Here is a 12,940-nt window from a genome sequence, read left to right as displayed (position 1 = left end):
ATCCGCATTTTTGGAGCATGACTTGCCGGGACCTGCTGACCGAGCCATCCGATAACACCGGGACTGAAGCGGCCGCCGTCAAGCCGGTGGGGCCGGCCGCCGCCGATACTGCCGATCCGTCTTAAGCACGGCCGCGATCGGCATTTCTACGCATGGTTGGGTGCCGGCCCGCTATCTACAGTGCTGTTGACCTGGCAATAAACACCACTCCAGATAAGCAACGGAATTGACTTTGGGGTAGACGCCCGACAGCACTGGCGTCGAGGAGAGAGTCATGAACGTGGGCGAACACTGCCGGCGGGGCGTGATTTCGATCGCGGATAGTGCCGATATTCTGGCTGCCTCACGCCTGATGCGAGATCAGCATGTGGGCTTTCTGAGTGTGTACCACCAGGGAGACGACGTGCACCGGCCCATCGGTGTGCTCACGGATCGAGACATCGTGTTGCAAGTGACGGCCGCCGGTCGCGATCCTCGTGTCACCAAAGTGCACGACGTGATGACTCGCCAACCTTTGATAGCCAACGAATCCGATGAGCTGCGCGACATTCTCCAGGTGATGCGCCTGGCAGGTATTCGGCGCGTGCCCATCGTGGATGCGCGCGGCGCGCCGGCCGGCGTCATCGCTATCGACGATGCCATCGAACTAATCACTGGCTTGCTTTGTGACATCTCCGGCTCGATCGGTAGTGAACGCCACAGAGAGTGGCGCGCGCATGCTTGATCGTTTGCCGGCCGAGCAAGCTACCGATCTTTAGAAGTGGGTATCAGGGGCTGGCTGGCAAGAACGGCCGCACGCTCAGGGGGAGTGAGTTGCGGTTGGGGCGGGCTGGCGGACGGCGCACATCATAGCGATTCTCATCTTGCGTGCAAGGCCGCTGAGTCGATCGCTGCCAGTGCCGCGGCTGTGTCGGGCCGGAACGGCTGGATTTTCTGCAGCTCCATCAATAGCGACCGGGCGCCTTCCGGATCGAGCGGTATCAGCGCCGTCGCCATCCGTAGTAACGGATCGTAGGCCGGGCGGAAGTCGGGGCTGATGTGCAGGATCGCGAGCAGGGGTTCACCCACTTGCGCCAGCATCTCGCGCACATCGGAGGTGGTGCGAACGTTTCGTCCCGCGGCGATGAAACGAGTGCGGGCTTGCCAATAGGCCGCCAGTCGCATGTTCCAATTCACGTCCTGCTCATCGAGCAGCTCCTGCGGACTGATGGCAACGTCGCCGAGCAGCCCGAGCAGTCGTTCACGCGGTGTCGAAGTCGGTGAGTAGGTGATGTTGGGTGCGCGATACGCAACGACAGGGCGGTCGTCCGTGTTCAGCGGTGCCGAGCCTGCAAACTTCGCTAGCGAGCGTGGACCGGCGATGAAGTTGCCGAGCAATGCCAACTCGTCAGTGATGCCGAAGCTCTCCATGTTTTTTGTGGAGGTGAGTTGGGCGCGGATCTGTTCGAGGTTGAAGTGCTCGCCGTCTTTACGTGAGATCAAGCCGATGGTCGGGGTGTCGAGGCTGTAGGTCGCTAGTAGTGCCACGCCTTGCGGGAACACATTGAGATAGGAGCGGACGATGCTGCGCAGTGTGTCCAGATCGAGTTGATGCAGCGGCAGCCACTGGCAGAACACGCCGCCTGGTGCGAGTCGTTCTCGCACGCTCTCGAAATGCTCGACTGTGTAGAGCGAGGCGGAGCCACTGCGGGCTGGGTGGAAGTTGTCGGCGACGATGACATCGTAGGCTTGCTCGCTGGTGCGGATGAACCGGCGTGCATCCGCGCTCATCGTGTGTAGGCGCGAGAGGTCGGCTGCGGCGGAGTACGAGCTTTCGAACTGTTTCGATGCTGTGATGACTTCTGGTACCAGTTCCACTACGTCGACTTGCAGGTCCGGTCGTAACGTTGCGGACGATGCGGTCAGTCCGGTGCCGAGGCCAAGGAACAACGCGTGCTTGGGGGCAGGGTGAAGCAGAACCGGCAAGAGTGCTTGTCTGGCATCGGCAAGCAGCGTGGCGCTGCTGCCTTCTTGCTGGCGGTTATTGATGTGTAGCGTGGCGACGCCGGAGTCGTCTTCGATGACGCTGACGCTGGCCATCACGCCTTCGAAGTAACTGATTAGACGGCCGCCCTCCGGGATCTTGATGTTTTGTAGTGAGGGCGCCCAGATCATGCACGCGGCGCTTGCCGCTACAAGCGCCCATTGCGCGGGCTTTAGCCATGCGCTTCGCGCTGCCAATAATAAGTAGCCGGCTGAGATGGAAAGTAGTGCGAGCTTCAAGCCGAGCAGTGGCAAGAGCAGCACGCCGAATAGTAACGAAGCGACTGCGGCGCCCAGCGTGTTGATGCCGATGGCTTGCCCGAAACTGATGCCGGCATCGCGGGCGCTCGTGCTCAGGTGACTGAAGAGTGCGCCCATCAGGATGGTCGGTAACAGGAAGGCGAGGGCGGCGATGGCGCTTTCGGCGACTAGCGCCGACGTCATGTTCGAGCCCAATGCGCTGATGACCCAGTCCTTAACGTCGTCCGCGCCGGCCAGGAGTGCTGTGCCGAGCAAACAGCTCGCAGCTAGGATTTGGATCAGCGTGTTGCGGAAGTTGGTTGGCATCGCCTTGCCGGCGAGCCAACGACCATGAATGGCTGCGCCAATCGCTGTGCCGATGAGATATACGGCCAGCAGCAATGCAAAGGTGTAAACGGTGTTCTCGGCGATCTGGCTCAGAGCGCGGACGACCAGCACTTCGTAGCCGATGCCCAGCAAGCCCGTTGCCGCAAGCAGCAGAAGTAAGCGACTGGAGCCCGTAGCATGCTCGATCCTTGCAAGGGACTGCGAGTTAGGCGTGTCGCTCGTGCGCGTGCTCGCAGCGTCCAACGGGAGCATGCGGCCGGGATCGTGTGCGCGTGCGTTCGTTCTCAGCCGTAGCGCAGCGGCGGCGCAGCCGAAGTTGAGCAGCGCGCACACCAGTGCGGAGCGTGCTAGTCCCAGCTGCGGGACTAACCAAAACGCAGCGGCGAGCACGCCAACCACCGCGCCGGCGGTGTTGGCCGCATACAGCGCGCTGATCGAAATGTTTCTCGACGTCGTCGTCGAGAACACGCGTTCCATGGCGGGCAGCGTCGCACCCATGGCCACTGTCGCAGGCAGCAACAACAACGCCGTGCCGGAGAACGCAACGAACCAGTGCCACGCGACGGAAGGTTGCGGTCCGATCAAAGCGAGCAGCGCACTCGACGCCGGCTCGAGCAGCGCCAGCAACGTGAGACTCCACACCCCAATGACAATCTCACAACCCGCATACCATCGAGCAGGCTGCGAACTACGATCAATGCGTGAGCCAAGCGTCAGAGCACCGAGCGCCAACCCACCGAATAACGCACCGACAACCGCAAGTACAGCCGCCGACTCGTGACCCAGCCACGACGTACTCTGCTGAGTCCAGACAATTTGATAAGCCAGGCCTGCAAACCCGGACGCCACCATCAATGCACACGCCAACGCCATCTGCCGCGAACGGCCGATCCCGGCGCGCGCGGCGTCAGTCAGGCTGTGCGCTTCAGCCGCTGAAAGCAATCTTGTAGCCCCACGAGTCGAGGTGCGAAGGAATGGCGTTGAACGCCAGCGTGATCCGCCGCTCGCCCGGATTCGGCGGCACCGCGTGCATCAGATAACTAGGAAACAACACGATGTCGCCCGGCTCCGGTTGCGGACTGATCCACTTCTCGGCGTTGTAAGGCCCGGTGACTACGCCGGCGTGATCGTTCTTGAACGAAAACTCAGTGCCGCCCGGCGACTTCATGAACACGGTGCGTGAGTCAGGATGCGTCGGCGTGAGATACGCGACGCCGGAAATGAAACTGTTGGCGTGGTTGTGCATGGCCTGCCGCCCGCCAGTGTCGAGCAGATTCACCCACATCTCTTTCAACGACCACGCCAAGCGCTCGCCGAACAGCAACGCGCCGAACTCGCTCAGCAACGGCGTGACCACAGTCGCGGCCGTCACCAGCAACGGACTGTCGGATGGCTTGAGCAGCGTGGTGTGCGACAGATTCTCTGAAGAATTATTCAGCTGTCGCGCGTGAGCGCTGAAGTGTTCCACCAAACCGGCCACCAGCGTGCGATCGAATGCGCCGGGAATACGCATGAATGGCGTGGGAAAAAGACCAATGACCTCTGAAGGGATCGCAGGCATGAATAGCTGTTTTGGCAGTGAGCGCACGAGCGCAACCTTCGAGTGTAGGCATGCCATTGCTACGACTTGATGACAGCCGCGGAAACGCAGGTCTCAGTCCGGTCGCAAGGATCACGAATCGTTCACGCAACAGTCACATGCGCTGACTACGCTGCCCACCTTCACAACACCCGCCTACAGATTGAAGGGAGCTTCGATACAGATGCGAGTCACAATCACCCGAAGCCAGATCGCGCTCGCGGTCGCGACGGTACTCAGCGCGGCCTCGATGACCGCAGCCACTGCCGGTGAGAGCACCCCGAAGCTCACGGGCACCTACGCGACCGGCGACTTCCATAACCACACCACTTGTTCGGACGGCTCCATCTCGATGGAGAAGTTGATCAAGAAGTCCACCGATAAGCAGGACACGCCTTGGGGTCTGGACTGGTTCGTGCAGGCCGGCCACGGCGGCAGCGGTAACCGCAATTGCACGCTGGTCGAAGACGCGTCGCTGAGCACGCCCGCTTATCCGTACGTCGAAGGCCGTGGCCCGACCACGACTTGGGCGAACAGCATCGGCGCCGCCGCTGTGAAGGGCAACACTGGCTCTTCCGATGGCAGCTCGACCACGGCGCTCGCCTCGCAGGCGAATCCCAGCATGTGGCGCTGGCAGTCGATTCAGGAAATTCAGTATCCGGTCGCCGAATATTTGAGCGGCCGTCGTAACGTGCCGGTGTTCATGGGCCTGGAGTCCGTGGTGGCCGGTCACGAACACACCTCGATGTCTGTCATCAGCGGCCAGGTCACCGGCGCCCAGGGCGCGGTTGGCGCGGCTGGCTACGTGCCGGTGGGCGATGCCACTGCGCTCAGCAAGTGGTCGTATTGCTTCGATCGCGGCGACACGGATAACAGCCGTGGCGGTGCCGCCAACAATTGGGATTGCTCGGTGCCCAAGAGCGATTACACCGGCAATCCGGATTGGAAGCCGGCCGCTGCCAAGCTGTTCCCTGCCTCGGGCGTGGGCAACGGCGAGCGCGGTCACTTGAAGACGGTCGAAGCGGTGAAGTGGATGGGTTCCTATCACCCGCACGGCAGCTACTACGTGCCGGCTCACATCGAGCGCGCCGGCCCGTTCAACCCGGACGGCAACAACGGTTTCAACATCGAACATCTGCGCAACTTCAACAACGCGGCCCCGACGGTTGCGGTTGGCATGGAGACGCAGCCTGGTCACGGCGCTTCCGACAATCGCGGTGAGTACAGCCCGGATCGCAACAGCATCGGCGGCGTGCGCGTCGACAGCGTCGGCGGCACCACTTACGGCGGCACCGGCGTGTACGGCGCTCAGATCGGCGGCGTGTGGGACGCGCTGTTGGGCGAAGGTCGTAACTTCTGGTTCTTCGCCAGCTCCGACTGGCACAACCGCGGCAGCTTTGCTCCGGACGATCGTCGCACCACTCAGGACTTCTATCCTGGCGAATATCAGCGCGACTTCATCATGGTCCGTAACAACGGCAAGAAAATGCTGTCGCCCCAGGAAATCGTCGACGGCATCCGCAGCGGCAACAGCTGGACCGCCAGCGGTCAGCTGATCGATCGCCTGGCCTTCTTCGCCTGCACCGGCGTCAAGGGCGAAAGCGGCGAGCAGGACGTGGCAGCTCAGGCGCTGGCCGCGGCCAAGAGCGCCACCGATTGGGCGCCGAGCGCCAACTGCGCCACGATGGGTCAGAAGCTGAAGGTCAGCGAGGGTGAAGATGTGGTGGTGGCGATCGCGTTCCGCGATCCGACCGGCACCAACTTCTCGCCTTACACCTTCGCGAATCCGTCGCTGGCTCAGGTCGGCATCACGCAGCCGCTCAACAAGCCGGAACTCAGCCACTTCGACGTGATTGGCGGCGACGTGACCGGCTTCGTGAAGCCTGGCACGGCGGCGTTCGCCGGTGCCTGGCCGGACAACTGGATCGACAACCAGGACATGAGCACTGTGCCGGCGGCGGCGAAGAACACCAGCGCTCGCGTGCTGCGTACCTTCGGTGCCGACAAGTGGAGCAGCGAGGACGATTCCTCTGGCTTCAAGACGGTGGTGTTCCGCATTCCGGCGGTGAAGGCTTCGCAGTACCTGCGTCTGCGCGGTTCGAACCTGCCGGCTTCGGTGCCTTATGAGACCGATGCAAGCGGCAATCCGTTGGCGGACATCTACACCAACGCCAGCGATGCGTCGAAGCTGACGATTCCTTGCACGGCCAAGCTGAGCACGTCGATTCCGGCGGGTTCGGTGTACACCGGCACGGAAATCAACGGTTGCCCGGATCACCTGGCTCGCTTCCCGGCGGTCACCGGTCAGCAGATGGTCAGCTACGACGTGGCGGCCTGGTCGGACTTGTGGTTCTACAGCAACCCGGTCTTCATCGAAGTGAAGGGCGGTCAGGTGGTTGCTGGCGTGAAGTAACCCTTCTCGCAGCCTGAGGCCAACTCAAGATGGCCACGGAACGCCGTGCGGTAACGCGCGGCGTTCCTTTGTTTATAAGCGAGCGATTACATATGTCATCCGTTTTGTCTTCTTCGAGCGCTTCGATCGATTCCGCAACGTCGGGCACACCGGCCCGTCGTGTCCGCTGGACTCGCGAGCCGTTGTTTCATTTCATTTTGATCGGTGCCGTGTTGTTCGGCGTCGATAGCTTGCTGGTCAGTCAAACCGACGATCCGCATCTGATCGAGTTGGATACGCAAGTCGATGAGGATGCGCAGCGAATGTTCGAAGCGGCGCGCGGCCGGAAGCCGAACGCCGAAGAGTTGCGCGCGCTGCGCCAGGTGTGGCTCGACAACGAGGTGTTGTATCGCGAAGGTCTGGCGCTCGGCCTGGACAAGGGCGACAAGGGCATTCGCGAGCGTGTGATCTTCAAAGCGCTCAGCATGGTCGACGCCAACACCAAGCGGCCGCCCTACGATGAAAAAGTGCTGCGCGAATGGTTCGAAAAGAATCATGCGCGTTACGACCAACCGGCGCGCTTCAGCTTTCAAGAAGCCGTACTGAGCGGCGATTCCTCCGAGGCCGTGGTGCGGGCCTTCGTGAGTGCTTTGAATTCAGGTACGCGACCCGATGCGGAAGCCGGGCTGCGTGTGTTCACCGACCGTCCGCATCTCAATCTGGTGCAGAGTTACGGCGCGGAGTTCGCTGGTGCGCTGGAGTCTTCCGCGGTGGGCGAATGGCGAGCGTTGAAGGACAACAAGGGCTGGCGGGCGATGAAGCTCGACGCCACGATCGCGGCTGTACCAGCCGAGTTCGAGAAGCTGCGCGGCATCGTGCTCCAGGATTGGACCGACGAGGCGATGTCCGAGCAGCGTAGCGCTGCCGTGGCTGCACTGGCCAAGAAGTACACGATCATGATCGACGGAGTGAAGCAGTAACATGCGCGCGCTCCATGTCTTGATGCTCGCGCTGCTGTCGCTGGTTGCCAGCGCCGTCTCCGCTCATGAATTGAGCATGGCAGAGATGGAGATTCGCGAAACCACGCCGGGCGAATTCTTATGGCAATGGACGGCCAGCGGCGATAAAGCGGCAGCGGTCGCGCTCACGCCAATCTGGCCCGACAGCTGCGTCGCCGACATGAACATGCTTCGGTGTGGCGAGCAGGGTCTGTTCGGCACGCTCAAAGTCGACGGCGTCGGTGCTCGCTACTCCGCCGCCATCGTGAAAATTTTCTGGCTGGATGGTCAGAGTCGCGTGTTCACACTCACGACCGGTCAGCCGGAAGTGCATCTGTATGGCTCGGCTGAAGACACTCGCGGCATGGGCGAGATTGCTCGCGCCTACGCGATCCTCGGTGTGGAACACATTCTCGGCGGCTTCGATCATTTGTTGTTCGTGTTGTCGTTGTTGTTCCTGGTGAGTTTCAACAAACGGCTGGTGCTCACCATCAGCGCGTTCACGCTGGCGCACAGTCTTACGCTGGCGCTCAGTGCGTTGGGCTGGCTGACGTTACGTTCGCCGCCGGTGGAAGCGACGATTGCGCTGTCGATCATGCTGGTAGCCGGCGAGGCGTTGAATAAAGAACAAACCTTGTCGCGCCGCTGGCCGGCATTGGTCGCGTTCCTGTTCGGCTTGATCCACGGCTTGGGCTTTGCCGGCGCGCTGGCCGACATCGGCTTGCCGCAGAAGCATCTGTTCGTGGCATTGCTGACGTTCAACGTCGGCGTGGAGGTCGGTCAGCTGCTCGTGGTGGTCCTAGCTTATGGGCTGTATCGAGCTTTCGCCGCTCGACCGCAATTCTTGCTGGCACGCACGCCCGCTCTCTATGCCATCGGCGGCATTGCGGCGTACTGGTCCATCGGTCGTGTCGTCAGCATTCTGGCCTGAGTCACGGATTTCTCTTCTTATGATGCTTAAGACGCTTGGCTTGAGTGGGGCGCTGGCTGCTACGGCAGTGGGTTCGGCAGCGTGGGCTGGCGGCGTGCCGACCACTGTGCTCGAAGAAGTCACGGTGACCGGCAAGCTGGATCGCTTGTACGGCACGCCTGTGTCGGCCAGCCAGGGCGTGGTCGGCTCTGAGCAGTTGAATGCGCGGCCGGTGCTGCGTGCCGGCGAGTTGCTCGAAGTGGTGCCGGGACTGATCGTCACTCAGCACAGCGGCGATGGCAAAGCGAATCAATATTTCCTGCGTGGCTTCAATCTGGACCACGGCACGGATCTCGCGACCAGTGTGGACGGCGTGCCGGTGAACATGCCGACGCACGGTCATGGTCAGGGCTACACGGATATCAACTTCGTCATTCCTGAGTTGATGCAGTCCATCGAGTATCGCAAAGGCACTTACTACGCCGAGACCGGTAACTTCTCCGCCGCCGGTGCCGTGGACATGCGCTACCGCCGTTCGCTCGATGCGCCCATGGTGGTGCTCGAAGCGGGCGAAGATAGTTATATGCGCAGCTTGATCGCCGGCTCTTCTGAGGTCGGCGGTGGCGAGTTACTGGTGGGGTTGGATTACGCGCTGATCGATGGTCCTTGGCAGTTGGAAGAGAACTACCGTAAGCGCAACGGGCTGCTGCGCTATAGCCGCGATACCGCTGAGGGTTCGTTCACGCTTACCGCGCAGGGCTATGAAGGCGAGTGGCGCTCGACCGATCAGATTCCATTGCGAGCCGTGCAGTCAGGCTTGATCGATCGTTTCGGCGCGGTCGATCCCACCGATGGTGGCGATTCGCATCGTTATAGCTTGTCGGCGGATTGGACTGGCTCGTTGGGCCGGGGGCGTTCCAAGGCGCTGTTGTATGCGGTCGACTACGACCTGGATTTGATTTCCAACTTTTCGTATTTCATGGATGCCGAGAACGGCGACCAGTTCGAGCAGGTCGATCAGCGTCGCGTGTACGGCGGCGAGTTTTCTTGGGTAGCGGGCTTCGAATTGTTCGGACGGCCGCAGGAACTCTTGACTGGCGTGCAAGTTCGTCACGACGACATCGAGAAGGTCGGCTTGTATCGCACCGTAGCGCGTGAGCGGTTCGATACCACGCGTGAAGATGCGGTTCGTCAAACCAGTGTCGGTGTGTATGCGAGTGTCGATACGCGCTGGACGGATCATGTGCGTACCACCGTTGGGTTGCGGGCCGATCGGTTTGATTTCGATGTCGATGCCGGGCTGGCTGAGAATTCCGGACAGGCCAACGATTCCATTGCCAGCCCGAAGTTTTCTTTGGTGCTTGGGCCGTGGAGTAAGACGGAGTTCTTTTTCAATGCCGGCAAGGGGTTTCATAGCAACGATGCTCGCGGCACGACCATTACCGTGGATCCAACCGACGGCGTGACGCCGGCTGACAAAGTAGACGCGTTGGTCGATGCCACTGGCATGGACGTCGGCTTGCGCACGGCGCTGCTGCCGAATACTCAGTTCAGCGTTTCTTTGTGGAGCCTGAAGCTTGATTCCGAGTTGTTGTTCGTCGGCGATGCCGGCACGACGGAGGCGAGTCGAGCTAGCGAGCGTCGCGGCGTGGAAGCGGCGGTGATTTGGAACCCCCTGCGCTGGCTGATTGTGGATGCTGATCTTGCTTGGTCACGGTCGCGCTTCAGTGACTATGACCCGGCTGGGTCTCGGATTCCTGGTGCCGTTGAGAACGTCGCTTCTGTTGGGCTTGCTGTTGATCATCCCAGTGGCTGGTTCGGCGGCGCGCGCTTCCGGCACTTCGGGGCTGCGCCTCTCGTTGAAGACAATCATGTGAGGTCGGAGTCGACCACGCTGGTCAATTTGGAGGCCGGCTACCGGTTCTGGAAGCGCTACAAGATTAGCGCTGCGGTTTATAACGTGTTCGATAGTGAAGATAACGACATCACGTACTTCTATGAGTCGCAACTCGCTGGGGAGACGGCACCGGTAGAGGATATTCACTTCCACCCAGTCGAACCGCGCACGGTGCGGGTGACGCTGACCGCGAGTTTCTAAACTGAATGGCGCCTTTGGCGCCTGCTCGTCGAAGATACAACCAGCGATACATTCGCCCTGGCCGGGCGACGTCGGCTCAATTCACGTGTTACTCGTCTGCGCGGCGAGCTCGGCTTCGATACCATCGCACGAATCTTTGCGCCGGCCGGCTGGGCGGCGCAGGTTATTTACTGCCCGGCGTACGCTCGGCGAATTCGGCTTCGATGTCGTCTAGTAGTGATTGCGCTGTTTGGGTGACGCCGTCGTCGTCGCTGTGATAGATCGCGGTGCGCATCGTGTCTCGGATCGTGCTGTCGCGGTCGCCGTCGCGGAGGGCGAGGGAATACATGGAACGTAGCGCGATGTGGCGGTCGACGTTCGGTTCGCCCACTTGCAGCACTCGCTTCAGCGCCGGCAGCGCTTGATCCTTCGGCGCATCGGCTAGCGCGGCGATGGCGGTGGCGCGAGTTTTGGCGTCGTCGCTATCGGTGTCTTTGATCCACTGAGCGACAGTCTTCGCAGCTTCGGGTTGAGCTGCTACTGTCGCGGTCTCGTCTGCGCCCGTGCTCGGCGACGACTGCGCCGATGCATCAGTGCCGCCGGCACCCGTTGCTGTTGCGGCCGCAGCCCCAGCTGAATCTTCATTCTCAGCGTTTGCCGCCGAGCGCGCGGCGGCCCGCGCTGTATCTGGCAGCGCACCCAGCGTTGTGTCTTCACCAGCCGCCGCAGGCTGATCGCGCCCAGCGTGAAAATAAGCCAGGCCGCCGCAAGCAGCGAGCATGCCCAACGCAGCGAAGATGATAGAAGGACGCATCACTCCAGCTCAGTGGATTCCAGATTCCGAGCCTAACGTTTCCCACGGCAGTGCTTGCACGAAAGCATCAAGCGCCGCGTCACCATCCTTGCCGGTTGCCGCCGAGTTGGCCAGCACTTTCACGCGCCAGCGCTCCGTCGTGAAGAAATAAAGATTGGTCAGCGTCCCGGCTGCCTCGGTACCCGCGTGCCGCACTTTCACACCACGGACTCCCTTCAAAGTATCGATTTGAAACGGCTGCTCCGACGAAACGCCCGCAGATTCGCCAGCCTTCCTCGCAGCCGTCGACTTCGCGCCATCGAGCGTCGCGTCGGGCGCGCCCGAGTCCGCGGCATAAACGTCCACTTCAGCACTAACGGACGATCCAGACGCGGGTCGATACTCCGCCCCGGCATCGTTGTTCCCGTCAATGTTGTACGGCTGCCCAACGCGACTAAAACCACTGACCGAGGCAGGAAACATCCAACCGCTGTCCACGTGTCGCCAGGCCCCATCATGGCCGAACTTATGTAACGGGTCGGCAACGCCAGAGCCGGCAACACCCAGCAAGGCTAGCGCCGCGAAAGTAATTCCCATCCGAGTCATAAGCTGAAGCCTTGAGGTCAGAAGCAGCCAATGACAAGCATATGTCCGGAATGTGACAAGGATATGGACGCCACCGATTTGGCACGGTCTGGGCGTCCATTGCTGATCCTGTTAGGCAGATTTAGCGACAGGAGCCGCTCGGCTAGCCGCCACACGCGCAACCGGCGTAGCCGTATCGAAGCGCGCACCACCCACCAGATAAGAATGCACATCCGCCGCAAACAGCTTCATGGTTTCTTGAATGGCACGATTCCGTCGCAGCAACCAGTTGTAACCCATGACCGCCGGCACGGCGACGAACAACCCGATGGCAGTCATCACCAGCGCCTCGCCGATGGGGCCGGCAATCTCCGCCAGGTTCGGCTGACCGGACAACGAAATGCGCGTCAGCGCATTCAAGATGCCCCAGACCGTGCCCAGCAAGCCGATGAAAGGCGACACCGAGCCGGTGGTCGCCAGGATGGACATGCCGTTGGCGAGTCGGACGTTGACGCTTTCGATGGAACGATGCAAAGACACCGCCAGCCAATCGTGCAGCGCCATCTTTTCGGTGAGATGGCCTTGGTGATAGTGAGTGGCGCGGATGCCATCCTCGGCCAGCATCCGAAACACGTTGTTACTTCCGGTGAGCGAGGCGATGCCGTCGTGCAGATTGCCTTGCATCCAGAATTTCTTCCGCGCCTCCGCATAGGCGCGATGAATGGCGCGTTGATCCCAAAGCTTGGTCAAGATCACGAACCAGCACGCCAGCGACATCACTATCAATACCACCAGGATGGCGTAGGACAGGCCGTCCGCCTCGTGCAGGAAGGCGATGATCCCGAATTTGTTTTGTGCCACGGCTTCGCTATTGGCCATTTGACGATTCCTCGAGAGTGCGGACCACAAGAGTCGTAGTAACTATGACAGTTGTAGTAGGACCGTGCAAGCGACTTGCGGCAGCTACTACAGCAGGCGTAGGCTCAACCACAGTGA

10 protein-coding genes are annotated in these 12,940 nt (G+C 61.2%); 5 read left to right on the top strand and 5 right to left on the bottom strand.

What is annotated here, in order from left to right; genetic code table 11:
- Positions 1 to 274: 274 nt before the first annotated feature.
- Positions 275 to 724, top strand: coding sequence for a CBS domain-containing protein (locus tag JNL55_RS20280; RefSeq protein WP_293857946.1), 450 nt, complete (start codon positions 275 to 277; stop codon positions 722 to 724).
- A 134-nt stretch (positions 725 to 858) separates the two neighbouring features.
- Here the strand turns inward: JNL55_RS20280 and JNL55_RS20275 are convergent, their stop codons facing one another.
- Positions 859 to 3,552, bottom strand: coding sequence for a fused MFS/spermidine synthase (locus JNL55_RS20275; RefSeq protein WP_293857944.1), 2,694 nt, complete (start codon positions 3,550 to 3,552; stop codon positions 859 to 861).
- Complete coding sequence (locus JNL55_RS20270) at positions 3,536 to 4,123, bottom strand: putative 2OG-Fe(II) oxygenase (RefSeq protein WP_293857941.1); 588 nt, start codon at positions 4,121 to 4,123, stop codon at positions 3,536 to 3,538. The genes JNL55_RS20275 and JNL55_RS20270 overlap by 17 nt, the downstream gene beginning before the upstream one ends.
- Positions 4,124 to 4,373: 250 nt before the next feature.
- Here JNL55_RS20270 and JNL55_RS20265 point away from each other — a divergent pair, with 250 nt between their 5' ends.
- From JNL55_RS20265 to JNL55_RS20250, 4 genes are all read left to right on the top strand, one after another.
- Positions 4,374 to 6,602, top strand: coding sequence for a hypothetical protein (locus tag JNL55_RS20265; RefSeq protein ID WP_293857938.1), 2,229 nt, complete (start codon positions 4,374 to 4,376; stop codon positions 6,600 to 6,602).
- Between the two features lie 92 nt (positions 6,603 to 6,694).
- The gene (locus JNL55_RS20260; RefSeq protein WP_293857935.1) at positions 6,695 to 7,561 is read left to right on the top strand and encodes a peptidylprolyl isomerase; all 867 of its coding nucleotides are present in this window, start codon (positions 6,695 to 6,697) and stop codon (positions 7,559 to 7,561) included.
- A gap of 1 nt (position 7,562) precedes the next feature.
- Complete coding sequence (locus JNL55_RS20255; protein ID WP_293857932.1) at positions 7,563 to 8,510, top strand: HupE/UreJ family protein; 948 nt, start codon at positions 7,563 to 7,565, stop codon at positions 8,508 to 8,510.
- A 19-nt stretch (positions 8,511 to 8,529) separates the two neighbouring features.
- The gene (locus JNL55_RS20250) at positions 8,530 to 10,587 is read left to right on the top strand and encodes a TonB-dependent receptor (RefSeq protein WP_293857929.1); all 2,058 of its coding nucleotides are present in this window, start codon (positions 8,530 to 8,532) and stop codon (positions 10,585 to 10,587) included.
- A 163-nt stretch (positions 10,588 to 10,750) separates the two neighbouring features.
- Here the strand turns inward: JNL55_RS20250 and JNL55_RS20245 are convergent, their stop codons facing one another.
- From JNL55_RS20245 to JNL55_RS20235, 3 genes are all read right to left on the bottom strand, one after another.
- Complete coding sequence (locus JNL55_RS20245; protein ID WP_293857926.1) at positions 10,751 to 11,380, bottom strand: hypothetical protein; 630 nt, start codon at positions 11,378 to 11,380, stop codon at positions 10,751 to 10,753.
- 9 nt (positions 11,381 to 11,389) lie between these two features.
- The gene (locus JNL55_RS20240; RefSeq protein WP_293857923.1) at positions 11,390 to 11,956 is read right to left on the bottom strand and encodes a hypothetical protein; all 567 of its coding nucleotides are present in this window, start codon (positions 11,954 to 11,956) and stop codon (positions 11,390 to 11,392) included.
- Positions 11,957 to 12,076: 120 nt separating this feature from the next.
- Positions 12,077 to 12,823 (bottom strand): MotA/TolQ/ExbB proton channel family protein, encoded by a 747-nt coding sequence (locus tag JNL55_RS20235; RefSeq protein ID WP_293857920.1) that lies wholly within the window; start codon positions 12,821 to 12,823, stop codon positions 12,077 to 12,079.
- Positions 12,824 to 12,940: the final 117 nt, after the last annotated feature.

The sequence above is a fragment of the Steroidobacter sp. genome (assembly GCF_016790065.1).
Lineage (GTDB): Bacteria > Pseudomonadota > Gammaproteobacteria > Steroidobacterales > Steroidobacteraceae > Steroidobacter.
Note: the sequence above shows the minus strand (reverse complement) of the source record. Positions and strands in the feature narration are given on the sequence as shown.

Excerpts from the sequence above, each read along its gene's own strand:
- JNL55_RS20280 (WP_293857946.1), top strand. The coding sequence starts at position 275 with ATGAACGTGGGCGAACACTGCCGGCGGGGCGTGATTTCGATCGCGGAT.
- JNL55_RS20245 (WP_293857926.1), bottom strand. The coding sequence starts at position 11,380 with ATGCGTCCTTCTATCATCTTCGCTGCGTTGGGCATGCTCGCTGCTTGC.
- JNL55_RS20250 (WP_293857929.1), top strand. The coding sequence starts at position 8,530 with ATGATGCTTAAGACGCTTGGCTTGAGTGGGGCGCTGGCTGCTACGGCA.
- JNL55_RS20260 (WP_293857935.1), top strand. The coding sequence starts at position 6,695 with ATGTCATCCGTTTTGTCTTCTTCGAGCGCTTCGATCGATTCCGCAACG.
- JNL55_RS20235 (WP_293857920.1), bottom strand. The coding sequence starts at position 12,823 with ATGGCCAATAGCGAAGCCGTGGCACAAAACAAATTCGGGATCATCGCC.
- JNL55_RS20255 (WP_293857932.1), top strand. The coding sequence starts at position 7,563 with ATGCGCGCGCTCCATGTCTTGATGCTCGCGCTGCTGTCGCTGGTTGCC.
- JNL55_RS20270 (WP_293857941.1), bottom strand. The coding sequence starts at position 4,123 with ATGCGTATTCCCGGCGCATTCGATCGCACGCTGGTGGCCGGTTTGGTG.
- JNL55_RS20240 (WP_293857923.1), bottom strand. The coding sequence starts at position 11,956 with ATGGGAATTACTTTCGCGGCGCTAGCCTTGCTGGGTGTTGCCGGCTCT.
- JNL55_RS20265 (WP_293857938.1), top strand. The coding sequence starts at position 4,374 with ATGCGAGTCACAATCACCCGAAGCCAGATCGCGCTCGCGGTCGCGACG.